Genomic DNA, 22259 nt, shown 5'->3' with positions numbered 1-22259 from the left:
AGCACCAACAGTTGTCTCATCGACCAGAGGAAGACTAGGATTGGGAATCGGTGCTGACAATTTCACCGAGGCGTTCAATCTGCAAGGGAGTGTTGGGAAAGTCGGCTTGGGTTAAACGGCGAATCAGTTGCACACTGGCAAAGTTTTGATCAATGTGGGGAATCCCCTTGGCATCGAGGCGTACAGGAATGACTTTACCTTGAAGGAAGCGGCCAGAACCGTCGAGTTCAACATCTAGGATTAAGGACTTGCCAAGGGTGCCGTGACTGCTCAGGGTCTGATAGCCGACAAAGTTCCCTAGGGAATAGGCAATGAGGCGGCCTTTGTACAATTCAAGGGCACGGGGGACATGGGGGCCATGACCTAAGATTAAATCGGCACCGTTATCAATCATGGTGCGGGCAAACTGAACCACATTGCCGCGGTCTTCGCCATAAAAGTACTCAGTGCGATCGCGGGTGTGAATTTGATCGCTGCCTTCGGCGCCACCATGGAAACTAACAACCACAATATCACCGTTTTGCTTGGCCTTCTGTACAAGAGCGGCACCGGCCTTGAGGTCTTGAATGCGATTTTGGCCGTAGTAGGTGGCAAAGCCAATAAATGCGGTTTTCAGGCCATTGACTTCGAGGTAGGTAATTTGATTGAGATCACCAATGGCGGTCATGCCAGACGCGTTGATGTGGCGAATCGTATCGCGAAATCCCTGCTCATGAAAGTCGTAGCTGTGGTTGTTGGCAATGTTGAGGACATTGAAACCAGCTTGGCGCAACACCTGTGCATAACTGGGGGGTGAGCGAAAGGCAAAACTGCGACCACTACTGGTGTTTTTGAAGGGATGGGGATGATCGGTGAGGGTACTTTCATAATTGCCAAAGAGGAGATCTGCCCCCTGAAGATAGGGTTTCACTTGGGCAAAGAGCTTTTGTGGATCCGCAGGCAAGCGGTTACTCGGAAAATTGGTGCCAAGGACAATATCGCCAACGGCCTTAATCCGCAGCCGGCGATCGCTCGGGGCGGGTGGGGGGGGCACAAGGGGAACGTCGGGTTCAGGGGTTGTAATGGCTGGACTGGGTTCCGCACTCGGCGGGGCATCGACACTGAGTTGATTTTGCAGGGTAAGGGCAACGGCACTCGTGCCCGCGATCGCCAGTAAACTGAGGGCAAAAGCACTGACCGCTTGATGGGATGGCGTGGTGGCAGGTGTTGTTGGATTTGAGCTTGCCTGGACAGACGGCGCCGCTGGTAAGGTCTCCTGTAAGTCAACAGTCTGTGTCCATTCTGGCCATTCTTCGCCAAGGAGCCGAGCATGGAGCCGTACACGTAGAACGCCTTGGGGCGCCAATTGCTTGAGGCCTCGGCAAACAAACTGAACGCAGACTTGGGGAGGGAGCGATCGCGCCGCTTCAAACATAATTTGTAAACAGTCACCCCGTCGCCGAACGAGGGCACGCACTCCCTTGGCTTGAAGGGCACGGTTCATCAAATGGGCAATGGCCTCTGCTTGACCCTGCCGTGCCTGCTGCCAAATCAAATCAAGGGAAGCGGTCATGATCAAAGAACCCTCAGGCGATCGCGAGCGAACCTGTGGTTATTCTATGGGAAGTCACCAATCTTGAAAGTTAGTGTCAGGCCAATTTGACAAACGTCACGCAGAAGTTTCTTGGGTATGCAGGGCGCGCAACAGATCATGACGGCTAATAATGCCGACCAATTCTCCTTGGGCATTCAAGACCGGCAGGCGACTAATGTGGTGATTCACCATGAGGCGAGCCGCTTCGGCAATGGGGGCATCCACCCCAATGGTGTGGGGGTTAGGGGTCATCACATCCTGCACCTGTTGGCCAAGGGTTTTCTTGAGGTGTTGATGAAAGGATTCTGGAGACTCAAAGTAAATGATGCTGCCGAGGAACGTAATGTACAACGGTGGCTCAAGAGGCGCTTCGCGCACGATCAGGTCAGCTTCAGACACCAAGCCCACCAATTTGCCCTTATCATCCACCACGGGGAGGCCGCGCACCTGTTTTTCTTCCATCAGGCGAATTGCCTCAGAAATCGGGGCATCGGCACGAATGGTAAAGGGGTTGGGGGTCATGTAGTCACGGACAAGAGCGGTCATAGTTAACCTAGGGAATGAGAGGACAGATGGAGGGGATGGTAGTCGCCGTGCATTGCCAGATCGGGACGGAGGCTCTGGGCATGGCGCAGGTAGGCATGGTAAATCGGTTGATCGGGGTTGGGGGTGTTGAAGTAAATCAAGCAGCGGATACAGCGGGGTAAGCCTCCCTCCACATGCATTTGTTGAACATCGAGGAGAGGAATGTTGCGCCAATGGGGACATTCACGGGCGATCGCTGCCGGAAAGATTTGATCGAGGTCACGGGTCACAGAGAAGGTCACACTAATCACTTCCGAGAAATCGAGGGCATTGCGCCGCTCAATCTCGCCGAGGAGTTCCAAAACCGCCTCACGGATTGCTGGAATTGAATTTTCAGTGGCGGTAGTTGCTCCACGAATTGCTCGGACGCGCCAGCCCACAGTGTGCTCCTCCATCAAGATATCCGCAAGGGTACTGTATCCAGCTTAGGGGCGATAGAGCCATAGGGGAAGTCCATTGGTGGCCATTTCAAATTCCAACCAGTCGAGACCCGCTTGCCACGGAAAGGGGAATCGTTCCTGCTGACGCGGAAACAGCCGAGCCAAGGGCGACTTGGGTTCTTCGATGGTTTGCACCTTGGTTTTGTCGGGGTCAAGTCCTGCCAATTCCGCCAGCCAGCGACGGGCATCCTCCTCGGTTCCCAAGCGATCCACCAGTCCGAGAGCAAGGGCCTGTTCACCGGTAAAGACACGGCCATCGGCAAAACTGCGTACCGTTTCCACATCGAGGTTACGGCCTTCGGCCACGGTTTGGACAAATTGGTGATAGCTGGTGTCAATGAGGTCTTGGAGAATGTGGATTTCTTCCTCGGTAAGGTCGCGATCGAAAGCAAGAATGTCCTTGTAGGGGCCAGACTTGATCACCTTGAATGAGACCCCCACCTTGTCGAGGAGCCGTTGCAAATTGTTGCCCCGCAGGATGACGCCAATACTGCCCGTAATGGTGCCAGGGTTGGCCATGATGTGCTGTGCCCCCATACCGATATAGACCCCGCCAGAGGCAGAGATATTGCCAAAACTGGCAACGATTTTCATTTTCGACTGCAAACGCTTGAGAGCCGCATAGATTTCTTGGGAATCCCCCACGGTTCCGCCGGGACTGTCAATGCGCACCAGTAGTGCCGGATAGCCCCGTTCTTCAATGGTTTTCAGGGCTTTGAGGACACGACGGCGAGTACCCCCAGCGATCGCCCCCGTAATTTCGAGGCGGGCAATTTGACGATGGTAACCACGGGATAAGGGCCAAGGCATAGGCAGCAATCAGTTCCGCAAATCGTAACAATTGACTCGGATTTCTAATCTAGCAAGGTTCTAGGAGGCAGAGGGCGGTGCTTGCTTCACCATCGCTGCTGAGAGTCCCTCGGTCCCGTTGCCGATATACCACAGGGCTGCTGCGGCTTCGGCGCGGGTGACGGGTTTTTGGGGCTGGAGCAAGAGGGTTTCTCCCCAAACGCGGCGAATGTTTGAGAGATCCCCCGCGAGATAGTCAGCGGCCACGGCATTGATGGCGGGGGGAGCAATCCGTTGACTGTCCTTGAAGCCCCATGTTTGCTGAATGCGGTCAATCGTGCTGGGACTGAGCCGCCCCTGTTGATCAAGGGGCACTTTCCACTGCAACAGCGTTTCGCGAGTAAGGGGAGCATTGGGGCGAAAGAGGGTACTAGTATCGCCGGTGAGGGGGCTGGGCAAAAATCCTGCCATCGCCAGTCCCTGAATATAGGGAAAGTCGGGATGATCACGGGGCACATCTTGGAAAATGGGTGTGTCGTTGCGGCTGCCCAAGCGGATTTGGCGTGCGGGGCGATCGGCATAAAAGCGGTTGTAGGTGGTCACCAACCAACGCACAAACTGAGCACGACTGATGGGGGTATTGGGTTGCAGGCGATCGCCCGTGGTGCTGAGAACCCCCAGTTCTGCCAAGTCACGAATGGCCGGCTGTAGGGGGGCAGGGGCGTCCTCTAGATCAGCGAACGTTTGGGGGGAGGAATGGGTGGGCTGGGGAGACGGTGTGGCCGTGGTGCTATTGACGGCTGTGTAGGCCACGGTGAAGGTTGTCAGGTTATTTTCTGGCACCGTGTTGATGGTGACGCTCACTTCCAGTTCAGCACTGCGCCCCTTGAGGGTGATCGTATTGTCGGCTACCTGTTGCTCCACCAGTTGCCAGCCCGACTGTTGAAATTGTTGGCTATAGAATTGCTGGATGGCGATCGCCGGCGCGGGTGCTTGCCAGCGGGTTTCCGTCGTCTGGGGTGACCCCGCTTGGGGCTGATTGGCTACAAGCATCGCATTAGGAAACCGTAAATTCTCTGGTAGCGTTGTCGTCGGTTCTGGCGTGGGTGCCTTCCCTGCCCATTGATCAGCATTGGGGTCAGCAGCAAACCAACTTTGTAGCCCACTGCCCTCACAACTGCTGAGAAGCAGGGCACTCAAGAATAAGATCCATCCCAATTGGCGCGATCGCTTCAACGTTCTTCGACCCTCAGCTTGCTACCGTTTCACTCAGCACTGATTTCAACCGCCATAGGAGGAAAGTCTGCCCCAACTCTAGAGGCAGCGGTGTTACCCCCTCAATACAGGACTGTACCCAGCCCTCTCCCCACGACCATTCTTGCCAGCCCTCAATGGCCTGCCGCAGCACCAATACCAGTCGCTCTGCTGTGAGTAGTTCCACGCGATGTTCCAGTTTTAACCACAGGAATTCACTGGTGAAGGTATCCCCCACTTGCAGGCGATCGCCCGTCGTCTGAACCTGTAGGGGCCACAACCACTGCCGTAACTGTGCTGGCTGCGTCAAGTACTGCCGCAGTTGGTCTGCGGTGGCCGGCACCTCAATGCGCAAATGGCTTGACTGAAATGTTCCCAGCATCGCTTTCCCTAAGAGGATAGATACGTGTAGCTGCGCAAACTCCGCTCATAGTTTTCTAGCAGGTGCTGCGCTTCTGCCAATGTAATTTGCTGTTCTGCCAGCGCTGCCTCAGTGCGACGGCGAATTTTTTCTAACAGGGCATCCCCTTGGTACTGCACATAACCGAGGACTTCTTGCATTGTATCGCCCCGCACCAGGTGCTCAATTTCATAACCCTTGGGAGTTAGACGGATATGGACGGCATTCGTATCCCCAAAAAGATTGTGGAGATTGCCCATAATTTCCTGATAGGCACCGTTGAGAAAGAGACCAAGGTAGTAGGGTTCCCCTAGGCGAAAGGGATGCAGTTCCAAGACCGATTTCACATCCCGCAGGTCAATAAATTGGTCAATTTTGCCGTCGCTGTCGCAGGTCAGATCTGCAAGGATGCCCCGTTCTGTGGGTTCTTCATCGAGGCGGTGGATTGGCATGATTGGAAACAGTTGATCGATCGCCCAGCTATCAGGCACCGACTGAAACACCGACAGATTGATGTAGTAAATCGAAGCCATGATTTTCTCAAGATCTTCGAGATCGTCGGGCACATATTCCTGCTGGCGAGCAATGCCGAGGATTTTGGCACAACAGGCCCAAAAGAGACTTTCTGCCCGTGCCCGCTCTGGCAAACTCAAGTAGCCAAAGTTAAAGAGACTGATGGCCTCCCCCTTGAATTGCAGGGCGTCGTTATAGGCCTCTTGGTAGTTGTTCTCATCAATCGTTTGGTAGGTGTCGTAGAGGTTGCGGATAATCAGGTGCTCGTCCTCCGTGGCCGGTTCGGGGGTAATTTTGGGCACTTCACTGACCCCCAAGACATTGAAAATCAATACCGATTGATGGGAGGCAATGGCGCGGCCACTCTCACTGATGAGAATGGGATCGGGAATGCCCCGCTGCCGACAGGCGTCCTTAATGCCGGCCACGACATCACTGGCGTAGTTTTGCATGCTGTAGTTTTTCGAGGCATGGAAATTGGTTTTGGAGCCGTCGTAGTCCACCCCCAAGCCGCCGCCCACATCGAGGTATTGCATATTGGCACCGAGGCGCACCAGCTCGCCATAAATTTGCCCCGCCTCACGAATCGCATCCTTAATGACGCTAATGGCAGAAATTTGCGAGCCAATGTGAAAGTGCAACAGTTGCAGGGAATTGAGCATTCCTGCTTCTCGCAGTTGTTCGACTGCCGTTAAAATCTCTGGCACCGTCAGACCAAACTTGGCGCGATCGCCCGCAGAAGTGCCCCAACGCCCTACCCCCTGGGTGCTCAGTTTTGCCCGTACCCCCACAATGGGTTCAATGCCCAAAGCCTGACTGACAGCAATCACTTCCGCGACTTCTTCGGGCTGCTCAAGGACAATGATCGGGGTGTGGCCAAGGCGACGCGCCAGAATAGCCGTTTCAATGTAGCCGCGATCCTTATAGCCATTGCAGATTAGCAGTGCCCCCGGTGTATTGAGCATGGCCAAGGCAATCAGCAATTCCGGTTTTGATCCTGCCTCTAGGCCAAACTGATGGGACTGGCCAAAGCGCACGAGGGCTTCAATGATGTGGCGTTGTTGATTGCACTTAACGGGAAAGACCCCCTTGTAGGCTCCCTGATAGCCATAGCGGGCAATGGCGCGGGCAAAGCAGGCATTCAGTCGCTCAATGCGATCCTCAAGGATATCGGAAAACCGCAGTAGCAGGGGGAGGCCAATGTTGCGCTGTTGGAGCGCCTGCACCAATTCATAGAGATCCAATGACCCACCGCGATCGCCCTTGGGAGAGACGGTGACATGACCCGCAGCATTAATCCCAAAGTAGGGTTCGCCCCAGCCCTGAATGCGGTAGAGCTGCTCGCTGTCCTCAATTGTCCAATTACTGGTTTTCGTAACGGTCAAGGCCATCGTGGGTGACACAGCAGCCATAGTGCGCTCCCAAATAAAACCCTGCTGATCCTAACTTGTTTTTGCCAGTGGCACCAATGCAATTGCCGTCGCCTTTTCGGAAGCGTTCGGCTGGCATGGTAGCATTAGGGATCGCTTCCCCTACCGTTGACCGCCATGGCCTTTACGAAAATTTTGATTGCCAATCGTGGCGAAATTGCACTGCGGATTCTGCGTACCTGTGAGGAATTGGGCATTGCAACGGTTGCCGTCTACTCCACCGTAGATCGCCATGCCCTGCATGTGCAATTGGCCGATGAGGCGGTGTGCATTGGCGAAGCCCCCAGTAGCCGCAGCTATCTCAATATTCCCAACATTATTGCTGCTGCCCTCACCCGCCATGTCTCGGCGATTCACCCAGGCTATGGCTTTTTGGCGGAAAATGCCCGCTTTGCCGAGATCTGCGCCGACCACAAAATTACCTTTATTGGGCCGAGTCCCGCTGCCATGCGTGCTATGGGGGATAAATCCACCGCCAAAGCGACGATGCAACAGGTGGGGGTGCCGACAATTCCCGGCAGTGATGGACTGGTGCAGGATGAGGAAACTGCTCGGGCGATCGCCCGCAAAATTGGCTATCCCCTGATGATTAAAGCCACGGCTGGGGGGGGTGGCCGGGGGATGCGCTTGGTGCGCTCTGCTGAAGATTTAGGACGGGCCCTCAGTGCCGCCCAAGGGGAAGCGGAAGCCGCCTTTGGCAATGCCGGCGTCTATCTGGAGCGATTTATTGAAAATCCCCGCCACATTGAGTTCCAGATTCTGGCGGATAGCTATGGCAATGTCATTCACCTTGGGGAGCGCGATTGCTCTGTACAGCGGCGTCATCAAAAGCTCCTTGAGGAAGCGCCTAGCCCTGCCCTCACCCCGGAACTGCGTGCCAAGATGGGAGCTGCTGCTGTCACTGCTGCCAAAGCCATTAACTACGTCGGTGCCGGCACCATTGAATTTCTCCTCGACGGCCAAGACAACTTTTACTTTATGGAAATGAATACTCGCATTCAGGTGGAGCACACCGTCACAGAAATGATTACGGGGCTGGATCTGATTGCGGAGCAAATTCGCATTGCCCAAGGGGAACCCCTCAGCTTGACCCAAGAGCAGGTTGAGTTGCGCGGACACGCGATCGAGTGCCGCATCAATGCCGAGGATCCGGAGCGCAATTTCCGTCCCCATCCCGGTCGTATTAGCGGTTACTTGCCCCCCGGTGGCCCTGGGGTGCGCATGGACTCCCATGTTTATACCGACTATGAAATCCCCCCCTACTATGATTCGCTGATCGGTAAATTGGTGGTGTGGGGGAGCGATCGCCCCGCTGCCATTGCCCGCATGAAGCGTGCCCTAAGAGAATGTGCGATTATGGGGGTGCCGACCACCATTCCCTTTCATCAGCAGGTGATGGACACACCAGAGTTTCGCAGCGGTATTGTCTATACCAACTTTGTCGATAAGCTCATGACCACATTGGGCTGGAATGTTTAATGCTTGGGCAAAGGAAACTACTGATTGCAGCGAGTGGTACCGGCGGGCATCTCTTTCCCGCACTAGCAGTAGCAGAAGAGTTACCTGAATATGACATCCATTGGTTGGGGGTGCGCGATCGCCTTGAACAGAAATTAATTCCGCCCCATTACCCCCTGCATACGATCAACTTCGCTGGTGTCCAAGGCAAGACCCCTTGGGCAAGGCTGCGCCCCCTCTGGCAATTTTGGGGAGCTTTTTGGCAAACGCGCCAGTTGTTAAAACAGGGACACTTCCAAGGGGTGTTTACCACCGGTGGCTACATTGCAGCGCCAGCTATTTTAGCAGCTCGCAGTTTGGGGCGTGTCGCCCTGCTCCATGAATCCAACGCCCTACCGGGCAAAGTCACCCGCTGGCTGGCGCCTTGGTGTACGCTGGTTGCCTTGGGTACTCCCGCGAGTTTAGCCTACCTCAAATCCAAACGGCTGAACCTACGGGTCACGGGCACCCCGGTGCGTCCCGATATTCTCCATCCCGGCGACTTGGAGTTGCCGATTCCCAAGGAGGTACCCCTGATTCTAGTGATGGGGGGGAGTCAAGGAGCAGTGGCCATCAATCGCCTTGTACGGGAAACGGTTCACCGCTGGCTCGAGGCGGGGGCTTGGGTGGTGCATCTCACGGGCAACAATGATCCCGATGCCCAAAGTGTTCAGCATCCCCACTATCTCGTCTTTCCCTTCTTTGAACCCATGGGACCCCTGCTGCACCGCGCGGATATCGTCATTAGTCGAGCTGGCGCCAGTGCCTTGGCGGAACTAACCCTCACAGGAACCCCAGCGCTGTTGATTCCCTATCCCTATGCGGCTGAAGATCACCAAACGGTGAATGCTGAAGTGCTGGTGAGTGCCGGCGCTGCTGAAATGATCCCGCAGTCGGCATTGACGGGCGATCGCCTCGGGCAGATCATTTTAGAATGGCTAGGGCAGCCGCAAAAATTACAAGCCATGGCCGAGAATGCCCGCCAATTGGCCATGCCCAACAGCAGTCAGCAGGTCGCTGATCTCATCCGTACGTTGATTCCCGCCCCCTAGGAAATGTCCTATGCCCATCCGTCTTCTTTTTGTTTGTCTTGGTAATATCTGTCGCTCCCCTGCTGCCGAAGGGATCATGCAAGATCTGATCAAAAAGGCAGGTTTAGAGTATGAGATTCAGTGTGACTCTGCCGGCACCAGCAACTTTCACGTTGGCGATCCACCGGATGCCCGCATGGTAATGACGGCACGGCAACGGGGACTGCACTTGACCCATCGAGCACGCCAATTTCATGCCGCCGACTTTGAGGAATTTGATCTGATTTTGGCGATGGATCGGGAAAACTACTATGATATCTTGCGCCTTGACCCCGAAGGGAAATACCGCGATAAAGTGCGGTTAATGTGTGATTTTTGCCGTCACCACGACGCGAGGGAAGTGCCCGACCCCTACTACGGTGGCCGTCAGGGGTTTGAGAAGGTGTTGGATCTGCTCACCGATGCCTGTGAAGGCCTCCTAGAGTATCTCAAGGCTCACTACCCCCAACTACAGGAGCAGCATTGATGGACTACCGCAGTGCCGGTGTAGATGTGGCCGCTGGCCGTGCCTTTCTCGAGCAGATTCGCCCCTTGGTGCAGCGCACCCAACGACCGGAAGTAGTGGGACGACTGGGAGGCTTTGCTGGGCTATGTCAAATTCCCAAGGGCTATCGTCAACCCCTTTTGGTGTCGGGAACTGATGGAGTGGGCACGAAGCTAAAACTGGCTCAAGCCCTCGATCGCCACGATACGGTTGGCATTGATCTGGTGGCCATGTGCGTCAATGATGTCCTCACCTGTGGTGCTGAGCCGCTCTTTTTCTTGGACTACATTGCCTGTGGTCGTCTGGCGCCAGAGATGATGACCGCTGTAGTGGCGGGTATTGCCCAAGGGTGTGAAGCGGCGGGTTGTGCCCTCTTGGGGGGGGAGACAGCGGAAATGCCGGGATTCTATGCCGAAGGGGTCTATGACCTTGCGGGGTTCTGTGTTGGTGTCGTTGAGCAGGATCAGGTGCTGGATGGCACCCAGGTGCAGGTGGGGGATGTGGTCTTGGGATTGGCCAGTTCTGGGCTGCACAGCAATGGCTTTAGTTTGGTGCGTAAAATTGTTAGCGATCGCCAGCTCAGTTGGCAGGATACCCCCCTTGGCTCCACCCCCCTTGGCGAGCTGTGCTTAGAACCGACGCGCCTCTATGTCCAACCCATTCGTGCTGCTTTGGCGCAAGGGATTCCCATCCACGGCATGGCTCACATCACCGGCGGTGGTCTGCCGGAAAATTTGCCCCGCTGCTTGGGTCAAGGGCAATCCGCACAACTGGATCCTCAGGCTTGGCCGATTCCGCCACTCTTCCACTGGCTAGGGGAAATGGGAGGGGTCAGTTTGGGCGAACTTTTCAACACTTTCAATATGGGGATTGGGTACACCGTGGTTTTACCGCCGTCAGCGGTTGCAGCGGCGCAGGCCTGCTTTGCCGAGTGGGGGGTTGAGAGTTGGCCAATTGGCACCGTTGTTGCGGGCACCAGTGAGGTACTGGGATTACCTGCTGCTTAGTTGATGCGCATGTACCATTCACCATTTCGCTGACGCCTAGAATAAAGGTGCTGGCTGCTATCACGGACGGTTGCGAAAAATGACGGCTCCTCTCCTCACCCTTGAAAGTGGCGATCGCCTAACCCGCGAGGAATTTGAAGACCGCTATGGCCGCTCTCCCCACATTAAGAAGGCTGAACTGATCAATGGAGTCGTGTTTGTGGCCTCACCAATTCGGGTTAGAAACCACGCCCAGCCCCATAGCAACATTCTTGGCTGGCTCTTTCACTACAGCATTGAATTTAGCGGCTTCATGGTTTGCGATAACGCCACAGTCCGGCTTGATAACCAAAATGAAGTCCAACCCGATGTGCTATTGCGCCTTGAGGCATCGGCGGGGGGTCAGTCGCGCATTAGTGCTGATGACTACATCGAAGGGGCACCGGAGTTAGTGATTGAAATTGCCTCTAGCAGTGCTGCCTACGATCTCCACGACAAGAAAGACCTCTATTGCCGTTTTGGCGTCAAGGAATATCTGGTGTGGGTGGTCTCAGAACAGGCCTTCTACTGGTATCACCGCGAGCAGGGGAGCTACGTTCAGCAACAGCCCGATCGCGAGGGAGTGCTTCGCAGTCAAGAGTTTACCGGTCTCTGGTTGAATTTGCCTGCCCTTTTACAAGGGAATATGAAAAGCGTAATGATCACATTACAACAGGGGCTAGCTTCCCCTGAATGCCAACGGTTTGCTGAAGCCTTAAAGCGGCAATCACAATCAATTTAGCGTTGAGGCTACGGAATGACTCAATTAGTTAATAGCATCCCCCTTGAAAGTGGCGATCGCCTGACCCGCGAGGAATTTGAATACCGCTATGAGCACTCTCCCCACATCAAAAAAGCGGAACTCATCAATGGAGTCGTGTTTGTGGCCTCCCCAATTAGAGTAAGAAAGCACGCTCAACCTCACGGACACATGGTTGTGTGGCTGGGTACCTATGCGACACTGATGCCCAGTTTGATGATGTGTGACAATGCTACTGTACGGCTGGATGACAGCAATGAAGTGCAACCTGATGTGCTATTGCGCCTCGAAGAATCGGCGGGGGGACAATCACGCATTAGTGCCGATGACTATATCGAAGGGGCACCAGAGTTAGTGATTGAAATTGCCTCTAGCAGTGCCGCCTACGATCTCCACGACAAGAAAGACCTCTATTGCCGCTTTGGCGTCAAGGAATATCTGGTGTGGGTGGTCTCAGAACAGGCCTTCTACTGGTACTACCTAGAGCAGGGGAGCTACGTTCAACAACAGCCCGATCGCGAGGGAGTGCTGCGTAGTCAGGAATTTGCCGGCCTCTGGCTGAACGTGCCTGCCCTTTTACAAGGGGATATGAAAAAGGTGATGCTCACATTGCAACAGGGGTTGTCAACAAGAAGTGATCACCCCCTCAGTGAAGGATAGATCATGGAACGCTGGCAGTGGCGACTCAAGAGTTATAAAAAAGCGTTTCAGAGGCTTCAGGAAGGGGTGGAACTGTGCCGTACTCGCCCCTTGAGCAATATAGAAAAGCAGGGAGTGATTCAAGGATTTGAGTACACGTTTGAACTGGCGTGGAACCTGCTCAGGGACTATAGCTATTCCAACAAAGAATGAGATATCATCCAGCACAATAACTGTGAATGCGTCAGGACACCTTTGTGAAGGTCAGCGTCAAGGCAAAACGTTTGAGAGCAGGATGGGACGATGACTATCTCGCTCATCTCCTTGCTACTGCCTGAGTATGCGTTTGCCCTGCGAGGATTTCGGAGCAGCCTCACTGCTTGCCTGCAAGGCTTTGAGATCTAGCAAACTGACGATCGTCCCCGTCATCGGAATGGCAAGGAAAATACCGACAATTCCTGCGACTGTTGCCCCTACTAGGAGGGAAAAAAATAAAACCACTGGATTCAGGTTGACGGTGTTGCGCATGACACGGGGCATGAGAATATTTTCTTCCACCTGTTGCAGCAGAATACAGCTAATCAGCACTTGTACACTCAGGGCAATACTCTTGGGCAGCAGGATCAAGCAGATGAGGGAAATGCCCATCGTTGAGCCAATCCCTGGAATGAGATCCAAGCCACCGGCGATCGCCCCAAGGGCAAGGGCATAGGGGGCACGTAACACCAGCAAGACAAGGAATGTGGCGGTACCAAAGAAGAGAGAGAGAAGCAAACGGCCACTAAAGAAGCCCAAAAAGTTCCGCTCTAAGGCTTGGGGCACGCGATCGCGCCACGGGTCGGGCAAAAAACTCAGTAGGTACTGCCATAGCCGTTCCCCCTCCAGCAGCATAAAGAAGGTAATCACAGCCAGAATAATGCCGCTGAGCAACAGCGCAAAGACAGACTGCAACTTGCCAAAACCAAACTGCAGACCCGCAAGGGCAAAGTTGCGTAATTCTGACTCCAGTTGCTGGAAATTGATGTCTAGATTCCATCGCGCCAGAAACTGCTGCATCCTCTCAAGGGAGTCAATCCACAGATCAATTTGGCTGGGCAAATTGGTGATCAAGTCCTGCAACTGGCCAATGATCGCCAACCCAAGGGTAATCCCCAAGCCGATTAGAATTGCCAATGTCCCGAGAAACACAATGGTAACCGCCAAACCATGGGGCAAGTAACGCTTGAGCCAGCCCACGGGATAGTTGAGTAAAAACGCCAGAATGGCTGCAAAAAGAAACATCAGTAAGACGTAGGCAAAGTAGTGCAAAAGTTGCACGCCAATCCAGCCAAGAGCAAAGAGCAGCAGCAGGCGCAGTAGACGGCGGTTTTCGAGGCGATCGAGCCAATTGAACATAGATTGATGTCAGATGCCCTCAACGCCTTGACTATAGCTCATAGGCTGCGTTTTGCGGCTCAGTTACATTACTTTACAAAGCGTCTGACCCTTTGGGATCATGGGATGGGGTTTTAATCGTACGGAGTAGATCGGCGTGGATCAGCACAGTTGGCAAACCAGTTCGCAGTGGATCATGGTGGGGTTATTGCTCTTGTTTGCGATCGCCCACAGTGGATTGGCAAGCTTACGTCCTTGGGCAGAAAAGCGCGTCGGTGCCCGCCTTTATCGCATTTTTTTTGCCCTAGTGAGTCTGCCCTTAGCGACAACCTTGATTCTCTACTTTTTGACCCATCGCTACGACGGCGTGCAACTGTGGCAACTCCAAGGGGTACCGGGGATGGGGGCGCTCGTGTGGGGGCTATCGGCGATCTCGTTTCTCTTTCTTTATCCGGCCACATTTAACTTGCTAGAGATTGCCGCTGTACAAAAGCCAGAAGTGCACCTCTACGAAACGGGCATTATTCGCATTACCCGCCACCCGCAGTTATGGGGACAGGTGATCTGGTGTGTGGCGCATACGCTGTGGTTGGGCACGTCCTTTACACTGCTGACCTCCCTTGGGCTGATTGCCCATCACTGCTTTGGAGTTTGGCATGGCGATCGCCGCTGGTACGCACGGCATGGAGAAGCGTTTACTGCCCTGAAAGCCCGCACCTCAATCATTCCCTTCAAAGCCATTTGGCAGGGCAAGCAACAACTGGTGTGGCAAGAATTTTTGCGCCCCGCCTATGGGGGAGTAGCCATCTTTGTCGCCTTGCTGTGGTGGCTGCATCCCTACTTTTACCGTGTGACACCGCAACTCTTGCCCTTTTAGCGTCTCCCGTGGAAATTGCGCATAATTGCGCATAATTAAGTTAGAGCTATCCCGTTTCAGGCAAATTTTTTCCACCAGTGTCCTCCCTCTCCCCCCTTTTTGCTGCTGAATCTCGCCTCACTCGTCTTTTCAATCAATTGCAACCGCCCCCGGAAACCGTCGTACTGGTCTTGGCAGTACTCATTGGCGGCAGTGCCGGGCTAAGTGTGCTGCTGTTTCGTTACCTGATTGAGACAATTCATCACATGACCCTTGAAGACTTGATGGGGCTTATTGGTCGATGGGGCGCTTGGACACTGGCCTGTGTTCCGGCCTTGGGGGGCTTGCTGGTGGGGATCATCCGCTGGTTTGTCCAAGAGTTTAGTCCCAACCTGATGTCATTGATGGGTGCCGTAGAAGCAGGCAAGGAAATTCCCTTCATTCGCCCCATTGCCAAAACCCTTGCGGCGGCGATTTCCCTTGGTACAGGTGCGTCCCTTGGTCCAGAAGGCCCCAGTGTGGAAGTGGGTGCCAACATCGGCATTCTCTTGGGTCAAGCGCTGAAGGTTTCCCGAGAACGGCAAAAGTTGCTCCTCGGTGCAGGGGCGGCGGCAGGGTTGGCAGCAGGCTTCAATGCCCCGATCGCTGGCGTGTTCTTTGCCCTAGAGGTGGTATTGGGCACCACGTTTGAAACAACGGCTGTGAGTGTGGTGCTTTTGGCTGCTGTGATTTCTGCCCTGATTACCCAAATTGGCTTGGGGGCACAACCCGCCTTTGATTTGCCCACCTATGAGGTGCGCAGTTCCCTTGAGTTGCCCTTGTATTTGGGCTTAGGACTGTTGGCCTACGGCGTTGCCATTGTCTATACCCAGTTACTTCAGTGGCTCCCCCAAGTCTTTCAGGGGAAAATTCCACCCATGCAGTTTTTAGGTCGTATTCCCCTAGCGCTGCGTCCCCTAGTGGGTGGCCTCTGCGTTGGCCTTGTTGCTCTGTATCTACCGCAAGTGCTGGGCATTGGCTATGAAACGGTGGAAGCAATTCTCAGGGATGTGAATTTTTCCCTCGGCTTGCTGTTGATCTTGCTACTGACCAAGATGGTCTTAACAGCAGTGAGTTTAGGCAGTGGTCTAGTGGGGGGCATCTTTGCACCGGCGCTCTTTTTGGGCGCGTCCCTTGGTGCCGCTTATGGTAAAGTGTTGCCCATCCTGCTACCCATGTTTGCCAACAGTATTGCTGCTCCTGCCGCCTACGCAACGGTGGGAATGGCCGCCGTCCTTGCCGCTAGCGTCAATGCCCCCTTAACCGCCATTTTGCTACTCTTTGAAATGACGCGGGACTATCGCATTATTTTGCCTCTGATGGCAGCGGTGGGCTTGAGTGTCTGGCTAGTGAATAGTTTGAGTGTTCAAAAACGGGGCGAACTGCCCGCATTGGCACCCAGCGCTCAGACCCAGAAGGAGGAGCAGGAGGAAAGTCCCCCCAATCTTTCTGTGGCGGAAGCCATGCAATCGGAGGTGCTGTTTCTTAGCGAAGCAATGCCTGTGGTTGAAGCTGGCTTGCAACTGATTGAAAAAAAAGCCTACTGCGCCTTTGTGACCGATAGTCAGCAGGACTTGATGGGGTTGGTCACCCTTGGGGATATTAATCGGGTGCTGACCCGTTGGGAAGCGGATCAGGAAACAACCGCCTATCAAACGCAAATGGTGGGGAGTGTCTGTACGCGAGACTTGTTACTGGCCTATGGGGATGAACCCCTGAAGGACGCCCTCGATCGCATGGCAGCGCGGGATTTAAGGCAGTTGCCCGTGGTCGATCGCCAGAACCCGCAACGGGTGTTAGGCCTACTCACCAGAGAGAATATCCGCCTTGCCTATTCTCTGGATCAAACGCGACGTAAGCTTTTGCCCTATTTGGAGCGGGCAATGCTGTCGGTGTCCCTAGAACCTGTTTCTTCAGACCTAGTGGAGACTTCCGATTAACTGGGAGCGCAGGTGAATGACCTCGCCAATGACAATCAAGGCAGGCGTTTGAATCTGTGCCTCGTCATAGGTGGCGATCGCTCGCTCTAGGGTTGTCACCACCACCCGTTGTTGCGGTGTTGTCCCTGATTCAATAAAGGCCAAGGGCGTCTGGGGCGATCGCCCACCCGCCAAGAGTTGCGGCACAATTTCCCCCAGATGATGGAGTCCCATGTAAATCACAATCGTATCCACCGCCGTAGCCAGAGCCGACCAATTGACGCGCGGTTGATAGCGGCCAGCAGCTTCATGACCCGTGACAAAAACCACCGAAGAACTAAAATCCCGATGGGTGAGGGGAATGTGCGCATAGGCAGGTGCAGCCACCCCACTGGTGACCCCCGGCACCACTTCGACAGTAATGCCAGCCTCGACAAGGGCAAGACACTCTTCACCCCCTCGGCCAAAGACAAAGGGATCACCCCCCTTGAGGCGCACAATCACCGCATGGCGCTGAGCCAAGTCAATCAACAGGCGACAAATCTCCGCTTGGGAGAGGGTATGGTTGCCCCGCCGCTTGCCCACATGAATTTTTTCCGCTTGGGGGTTGATCAAGTTAAGAATTTCGGGGCTAATCAGTGCATCGTAGAGTACCACATCCGCGCACTCCAGCAGTGTCTTGGCACGCACCGTCAGTAGCCCCACATCGCCGGGGCCTGCACCCACTAAATATACTTTGCCAATTAATTGCGATGAACTCATTCTTAAATCAAACCTTGTATAACAGTTTCTATCTGCTGAAAAGCTGGAGTGGCTCACTCAACAGTCACCAGTTCTGCTGGTAGCGCTTCCCACCCTTGTCCCTTGCGTACCAGTAGCGGCGGCTCCACAGTGAGATCAAGGATACTCGACATTTGCTGTCCGGGGGGTTCGCCGGTATCAATCATTAAATCCACCCGTTTGTCAAAGGCATCGAAGAGATCTGCGGTATTCACGTAATACGTCTCGTCGTCGGGCAGTCGTGCTGAGGTGGAAATAATCGGATTCCCCAAGGCGGTCAATAGCGCTTGGCTCACAACGTGGTCAGGTACGCGAATCCCTGTGGTTTTGCGTTTGGGATTTTGGACAAGGCGGGGCACCAGTTTGGTAGCGGGGAGCAAAAAGGTGTAGGGGCCTGGGATCAGGCGACGCATGAGGCGATAAGCAGCATCGCTGACATAGGCATACTGGGCAATGTTGGAGAGGGAAGAGCACAAAAAAGTGACGGGTTTATCGTTGGAGAGTTGCTTGAGTTGGCGTACCCGTTGCACCGCTCCTTTGTGGTTCATGTCGCAGCCAATGGCATAGACGGTATCCGTGGGGTAGAGCATGACTGCCCCTTCCTTGAGAGCCTCAACAATTTGGGCGATCGTGCGGGGCTGGGGGTTAACCGGATGAAGCTCAAAAATCGCTGCCATTCAAAGATCCGCAAGGGCACTGCCGCTATAACGTAGTTTTAGTTTAACGGCAATAGCACGGGCGAATGCACCTCATCTAATGCACCTCATCTAGTGTTTTGAGCTAAGTGTCCGTTTCGGGGAGCCAACTCTGGGTCAAAACCCTCTCTAGGGGATAAGGGCAGGTTTCAGGAAAGGTGCTCAGCGGTAAACCCGTTTGCTCTGCTGCTTGGCGGCGAGCGCGTTCATAGCTTATGGCAAGTTGGCTGGCCGGATAATCCCGCAAGCTCGGACTATCAGCTATGGTCAGCTCAATTTGAGTGCGGGCATCCGTGATCGAATCCAACCAACTATCGGATCGGCGCTGGGGTTGATATTGCCACTTTAAGAGGTGTAGCAGCAGACGAGTTAACTGGCTATTGATGGCGCGCCGTTCACTTTTGCCCAAGTCCTCTACCTCAGCAATGAGATGGGGCAGATCCAACTCTTGCCATCGTCCTTCTCGCAATAATGCCACTGTTTCTGCAATCCACGCACTGTAATCTTGGTCGTACTGCTGCTTCATTGTTCCTAGATAAGGCGTGCCAGCATGATTCTTAGATGCAATTTTCAGAATAGCGGAACTACAAGACGGTACTCGCGGTCTTTAGCTCTAGCACTATGTGGAGTACAGTACACTAGATTCGGTTAGTGGATGGTTCTCAATGAAAAACTCCTTGCGCTATCTCCTGTTTGGCTTGGGTGTGGGGCTGGCGATCGCCCTTGTGCCCCGTTTGTCCATCTTTCAATCTCCCGATATGGTCATGGCGCAGGGAACCAGTCAGACCATTTCCCCCCAAGGGCTGGCGAACCACCTCAAGAAAATCAATGCCAAGATGTACGGTGCCTACTGGTGTCCCGCTTGCATGAAGCAAAAAGAACTCTTTGGCAGCGCTTTCAAAAGTATCAACTATATTGAGTGCGATCCACGCGGTACCAATGGCCAACCTGAACTGTGCAAACAGGCCAATATCCGTGCCTATCCCACATGGGAAATCAACGGTAAACGCTATGAGGGGGTCTATCCCCTAGAGGGTCTAGCTCAGCTTTCGGGGTATCAGGGGCGCTAATGCTCGCAAAGCCTAAAAACTCTTTATGAGGAGAGAACTTGGCACCAATTTTTATCGTCGGTTGTCAATTGATTGTCTTGTTGTTTATCATCAAAAAGTAGTAGGGCGTTTGCGCTAGTCAGCGATCAAAGGTACCTAAGTCATTCTTGTGATTAGGATCACGGGAAAAACGTGCTTTCGATCACCAGTTAACGATATGTTGCCTTCTATGATGCAGGTATGTTAGACCCTCTCAATTGTGCCCCTGAATTCCAGCACGGTCGGTAGCGGCGTGGCTTAGGAGCGCATTATCCCCTATGAATACTTGGATAAAGACAAACGACTACCAACTGATTTATGAACACTTGCTGGAATGCGTGCAGCACGAGAGTCCACAGCAAGTCATTGAGCGGTTTCGTGCCCTTTTTCTCATGGGCTATACCTATCCCGATCGCCAGATTCAAGAGGTGATGGATCGGATTGTGACGGGGGCACGGCTGGCAGATAATTTTCGTCCCTTTATGAACCGCTGCTGCCACATTTTGATTAACCGCTGGCAGTCGCGTCCTTTGCTCCAAGGGGCAGTTCCTGAATTTCTGGCTATGCTGCAAACGCCTGTGGCGATGCCGGCGGGGGGTCTGAGCCGGGCACCGATTGTGCGTAAGCTGCGGCTGCTCCTCAAGGATTATTTAGAGAGTGAAGCCTTTCAGAAGCTCCAGCGCATGGTGCAATTTCTGCAAGAAGATGCCCAAGACGTTTCACAGATTCAGCAAAATAGCGATCGCCCCCTTGCCACCTTAATTCGCCGCTATCCCTATCTCTATAACCACTGCTTGGTGGGCGATGACACGACACCCGAAGACCTGCGCTACATTCAAGACTTTCAGCAAAAGGCCACTCAGCAGTTTGAAATGAACCTGAGTCAATACCTCACGAGTGAGTTTCGCCGTGCTCAGGGGCATAACAATATCCCACTGGTGAAAAATCCCACGTTGCTCTCTGCTGAGGAAGTCAGAACCTCGATTCAACACTTTGTCGGTAAGGTGGATGGCCGCCACACCTATCGCGACTTGGCCAGTCAATTTGGACAGCGGCTGCAACGCTTGAAATCCACCCGCGACTTTCGGGATGCCTTCTTCCACTACTTGACGGACACCACAGCGGATGTGGGGCGGGGCCGCTTTCGCCAGCGCTTTTACCAGTATTTGGAAACGCTGCCCCTCTTTCAGCAGCCACAACCTCTGAATGAATTTACGATTGTGCGCACCTGTAGCCAAACCCTCAACTACTTAGTGGTGGATAGCGCCCAAAATCCTAACCATCTGGTTTTTGTTGACTTGCTCAATACCATCGGCACAGCGGCAACGATTGGCTTATTGCTCAAGGTTGTGCTCCTCAGCAAGAAAGTAAAACCCTACCTTGAAAAACGCTTTGCGATCCTGTTTAACCACTATCAGTCCTTTAGTCGCGGCAAGGTACGCTGGCTGGTGAATTGCCTAGAGCATTTTAATATCGCCCATGTCACCCACTTTGGTAAGTTGGATTTTTCCTTCTTTGCCCGCTGGTAGGTGACTCTATTCCAAGTCCTCAGCCAAGACCTTGGCGATCGCCACCTGAGATTGTTGGCGAAATTGACTGACATCCACTCGTTTCAAAAGCAAGACAGCGGCCAGCATTCCCAGCATCGGCAGACAAAAGACAAAGCCATAGGCGAGGATCGGCACGCCAAACAGTTGACGCCCAATATCAAGGGCCGTTCCGCCGACAACAGTCGCTGATCCCCGGGCAATGGCCTGCGCTAAGCCCCAAGCGCCAATAAATGTCCCCGCTGTTTCCGCCGCCGTTAAGTCCAGCATGAGACTGAGGGCACCCGTTGTTGTCACCCCAGCGGCAATGCCAAAGAGAAAGAGTTGCAACTGAAAGAGCCACACCTGCTGCGTGACGCCTGAGATGATCAAGAGCAAGAACATCAAGGCCACCCCCCAACAGCCATAGGTGGTGGTGCGGATCTTGCCGAGGCGGGGCACAATCAAAAATCCGGTGAAACTTAGACCCACAAGGGTACCCATGCCCCAGTAGGCATTCAAGCGGGTGGTTTCGGCGATCGTCATGCCAAAAACTTCCCCGCCAAAGGGTTCCAGAATCGGTTCCTGAATAAATAAACTCAGGGTCATCAGGACAAGGAAGAGAAAAAAGCGCCACGTTTGGGAGTTGGCCGTGAGAATTTTCAGGGCGCGACCAAGGGTAATGTTTTCCGGGTTGTCACAGGCACGACTGCGCACACGGTAGCGGGAATACTTGGCCTCAACCCCCCAGGTGCTGGCGATCGCGAGGGCAAAGACCACTGTCAAAACCACCAAAAAGAGGCGATTCACACTTTGTTGCAGCAGTTCAATGGGGGTGTCTAGCTCCAACTGCCGCAGCAGCACACTACTGAGAATGGCACCGACAACAATGCCCACGGTCAACATGGACCAGACAATGCCCACCAATTTGCCTCGATCTTCCTCTTCGGAGACATCCACGAGCAGGGCAGCAAAGGGGGTCGAGCTACTACTGACACAAATGCCATAGGCGGCAAAGAGCAATCCCAATAGGCCAATCCACCCTTGGGTGACGAGACTCCAGCCCGCTTGATCTAAACTCTGCCCCACCTGCCAGATCACTTGAACAATCGCGTAGGTGACCAACGTAAAGGCCAAAGCCCCACCCCAGACATACCCCGTGCGATGATAGCCGCCAATGGGATGGGCATCGGAGAGCTGGCCAAACCACACGCGCACCGGTGAGACAAATTGATGCATGGCGATCGTCAGCGTCACCAATGTGGCCGGCACCGCCAGTTCTTTAATCAGGATGCGGTTGAGCACCCCCAACACCAGAATCGACATCATCCCCAGTGCCATCTGAAACAGACCCAAGCGAAACATGACCCACAGGGGCAGCGGCGGGGGTGCAGCGGCAGAACGAGTGGCCATACCTCACTCAACTCACATCACTGATAGAAGATGATAAATGATTTTCAGGGCAAATTTAGATTGCCATCAAGAAGGAAATCGTCAATGAT

General features: G+C 54.0%; 23 protein-coding genes. 11 read left to right on the top strand and 12 right to left on the bottom strand.

Going from position 1 to position 22259, the window contains the following annotated elements:
* Nucleotides 1-34 precede the first annotated feature (34 nt).
* From RHJ31_RS04245 to speA, 7 genes are all read right to left on the bottom strand, one after another.
* Nucleotides 35-1552, bottom strand: coding sequence for a CapA family protein (locus tag RHJ31_RS04245; protein WP_302677486.1), 1518 nt, complete (start codon nucleotides 1550-1552; stop codon nucleotides 35-37).
* Nucleotides 1553-1648: 96 nt separating this feature from the next.
* Nucleotides 1649-2119 carry a CBS domain-containing protein gene (locus tag RHJ31_RS04240; RefSeq protein ID WP_302677485.1) on the bottom strand — a complete coding sequence of 157 codons (471 nt, stop codon included), beginning with the start codon at nucleotides 2117-2119 and terminating at the stop codon, nucleotides 1649-1651.
* 2 nt (nucleotides 2120-2121) lie between these two features.
* Entirely contained in the window at nucleotides 2122-2553 is a 432-nt protein-coding gene (gene aroH / locus RHJ31_RS04235; RefSeq protein WP_149819637.1) for a chorismate mutase, read from the bottom strand.
* Nucleotides 2554-2583: 30 nt separating this feature from the next.
* Entirely contained in the window at nucleotides 2584-3408 is an 825-nt protein-coding gene (gene sppA, locus RHJ31_RS04230) for a signal peptide peptidase SppA (protein WP_302677484.1), read from the bottom strand.
* 60 nt (nucleotides 3409-3468) lie between these two features.
* Nucleotides 3469-4587 carry an S-layer homology domain-containing protein gene (locus RHJ31_RS04225; RefSeq protein WP_302677483.1) on the bottom strand — a complete coding sequence of 373 codons (1119 nt, stop codon included), beginning with the start codon at nucleotides 4585-4587 and terminating at the stop codon, nucleotides 3469-3471.
* A gap of 49 nt (nucleotides 4588-4636) precedes the next feature.
* Nucleotides 4637-5023, bottom strand: a complete 387-nt coding sequence (locus tag RHJ31_RS04220) for a hypothetical protein (protein WP_302677482.1) — start codon at nucleotides 5021-5023, stop codon at nucleotides 4637-4639.
* Nucleotides 5024-5031: 8 nt separating this feature from the next.
* On the bottom strand, nucleotides 5032-6966 hold the full coding sequence (gene speA / locus RHJ31_RS04215) for a biosynthetic arginine decarboxylase (protein WP_399375680.1): 1935 nt from the start codon (nucleotides 6964-6966) through the stop codon (nucleotides 5032-5034).
* A 135-nt stretch (nucleotides 6967-7101) separates the two neighbouring features.
* Between speA and accC the strand changes: the two genes are divergently transcribed.
* The 7 genes from accC to RHJ31_RS04180 all read left to right on the top strand — a co-directional run bounded on the left by accC (nucleotide 7102) and on the right by RHJ31_RS04180 (nucleotide 12693).
* Nucleotides 7102-8463: an acetyl-CoA carboxylase biotin carboxylase subunit gene (gene accC / locus RHJ31_RS04210; protein ID WP_286625194.1), complete on the top strand. Its 1362-nt coding sequence runs from the start codon at nucleotides 7102-7104 to the stop codon at nucleotides 8461-8463.
* Entirely contained in the window at nucleotides 8463-9533 is a 1071-nt protein-coding gene (murG, locus tag RHJ31_RS04205; protein ID WP_302677481.1) for an undecaprenyldiphospho-muramoylpentapeptide beta-N-acetylglucosaminyltransferase, read from the top strand. Before accC ends, murG begins: the two co-directional genes overlap by 1 nt.
* Before the next feature lie 10 nt (nucleotides 9534-9543).
* The gene (locus RHJ31_RS04200) at nucleotides 9544-10038 is read left to right on the top strand and encodes a low molecular weight protein-tyrosine-phosphatase (protein ID WP_206200300.1); all 495 of its coding nucleotides are present in this window, start codon (nucleotides 9544-9546) and stop codon (nucleotides 10036-10038) included.
* Nucleotides 10038-11063 (top strand): phosphoribosylformylglycinamidine cyclo-ligase, encoded by a 1026-nt coding sequence (purM, locus tag RHJ31_RS04195; protein WP_302677480.1) that lies wholly within the window; start codon nucleotides 10038-10040, stop codon nucleotides 11061-11063. The genes RHJ31_RS04200 and purM overlap by 1 nt, the downstream gene beginning before the upstream one ends.
* A 79-nt stretch (nucleotides 11064-11142) precedes the next feature.
* Nucleotides 11143-11823, top strand: a complete 681-nt coding sequence (locus RHJ31_RS04190; protein ID WP_302677479.1) for a Uma2 family endonuclease — start codon at nucleotides 11143-11145, stop codon at nucleotides 11821-11823.
* Nucleotides 11824-11838: 15 nt separating this feature from the next.
* Nucleotides 11839-12501: a Uma2 family endonuclease gene (locus tag RHJ31_RS04185; protein WP_302677478.1), complete on the top strand. Its 663-nt coding sequence runs from the start codon at nucleotides 11839-11841 to the stop codon at nucleotides 12499-12501.
* A gap of 3 nt (nucleotides 12502-12504) precedes the next feature.
* Nucleotides 12505-12693, top strand: a complete 189-nt coding sequence (locus RHJ31_RS04180) for a nucleotidyltransferase substrate binding protein (protein WP_302677477.1) — start codon at nucleotides 12505-12507, stop codon at nucleotides 12691-12693.
* Nucleotides 12694-12807: 114 nt separating this feature from the next.
* Here RHJ31_RS04180 and RHJ31_RS04175 read toward each other — a convergent pair whose 3' ends face one another.
* Nucleotides 12808-13875, bottom strand: a complete 1068-nt coding sequence (locus RHJ31_RS04175; RefSeq protein ID WP_302677476.1) for an AI-2E family transporter — start codon at nucleotides 13873-13875, stop codon at nucleotides 12808-12810.
* Nucleotides 13876-14050: 175 nt separating this feature from the next.
* Between RHJ31_RS04175 and RHJ31_RS04170 the strand changes: the two genes are divergently transcribed.
* On the top strand, nucleotides 14051-14731 hold the full coding sequence (locus tag RHJ31_RS04170) for an NnrU family protein (protein WP_399375696.1): 681 nt from the start codon (nucleotides 14051-14053) through the stop codon (nucleotides 14729-14731).
* A 77-nt stretch (nucleotides 14732-14808) separates the two neighbouring features.
* Nucleotides 14809-16689 (top strand): chloride channel protein, encoded by a 1881-nt coding sequence (locus tag RHJ31_RS04165; RefSeq protein WP_302677475.1) that lies wholly within the window; start codon nucleotides 14809-14811, stop codon nucleotides 16687-16689.
* Here RHJ31_RS04165 and cobA read toward each other — a convergent pair.
* From cobA to RHJ31_RS04150, 3 genes are all read right to left on the bottom strand, one after another.
* Nucleotides 16669-17430 (bottom strand): uroporphyrinogen-III C-methyltransferase, encoded by a 762-nt coding sequence (cobA, locus tag RHJ31_RS04160; protein ID WP_302677474.1) that lies wholly within the window; start codon nucleotides 17428-17430, stop codon nucleotides 16669-16671. The genes RHJ31_RS04165 and cobA overlap by 21 nt on opposite strands.
* A 53-nt stretch (nucleotides 17431-17483) precedes the next feature.
* Complete coding sequence (locus tag RHJ31_RS04155) at nucleotides 17484-18125, bottom strand: L-threonylcarbamoyladenylate synthase (protein ID WP_302677473.1); 642 nt, start codon at nucleotides 18123-18125, stop codon at nucleotides 17484-17486.
* Between the two features lie 103 nt (nucleotides 18126-18228).
* The gene (locus RHJ31_RS04150) at nucleotides 18229-18669 is read right to left on the bottom strand and encodes a DUF29 domain-containing protein (protein ID WP_302677472.1); all 441 of its coding nucleotides are present in this window, start codon (nucleotides 18667-18669) and stop codon (nucleotides 18229-18231) included.
* Between the two features lie 139 nt (nucleotides 18670-18808).
* On the opposite strand from RHJ31_RS04150, the gene RHJ31_RS04145 reads away from it, so the two are divergent.
* Together RHJ31_RS04145 and RHJ31_RS04140 are read left to right on the top strand one after the other, a co-directional pair.
* Complete coding sequence (locus RHJ31_RS04145; protein ID WP_302677471.1) at nucleotides 18809-19213, top strand: hypothetical protein; 405 nt, start codon at nucleotides 18809-18811, stop codon at nucleotides 19211-19213.
* Between the two features lie 296 nt (nucleotides 19214-19509).
* Nucleotides 19510-20760: a hypothetical protein gene (locus RHJ31_RS04140; protein ID WP_302677470.1), complete on the top strand. Its 1251-nt coding sequence runs from the start codon at nucleotides 19510-19512 to the stop codon at nucleotides 20758-20760.
* A gap of 6 nt (nucleotides 20761-20766) precedes the next feature.
* Here RHJ31_RS04140 and RHJ31_RS04135 read toward each other — a convergent pair whose 3' ends face one another.
* Nucleotides 20767-22170 (bottom strand): BCD family MFS transporter, encoded by a 1404-nt coding sequence (locus tag RHJ31_RS04135; RefSeq protein ID WP_149819674.1) that lies wholly within the window; start codon nucleotides 22168-22170, stop codon nucleotides 20767-20769.
* Between the last annotated feature and the right edge of the window lie 89 nt (nucleotides 22171-22259).

Source organism: Thermosynechococcus sp. JY1331 (assembly GCF_031583475.1).
In the GTDB taxonomy this organism is placed as follows: Bacteria; Cyanobacteriota; Cyanobacteriia; order Thermosynechococcales; family Thermosynechococcaceae; genus Thermosynechococcus.
The sequence above is the reverse complement of the archived record's forward strand: the minus strand, read 5'-3'. Positions and strand labels throughout refer to the sequence as shown.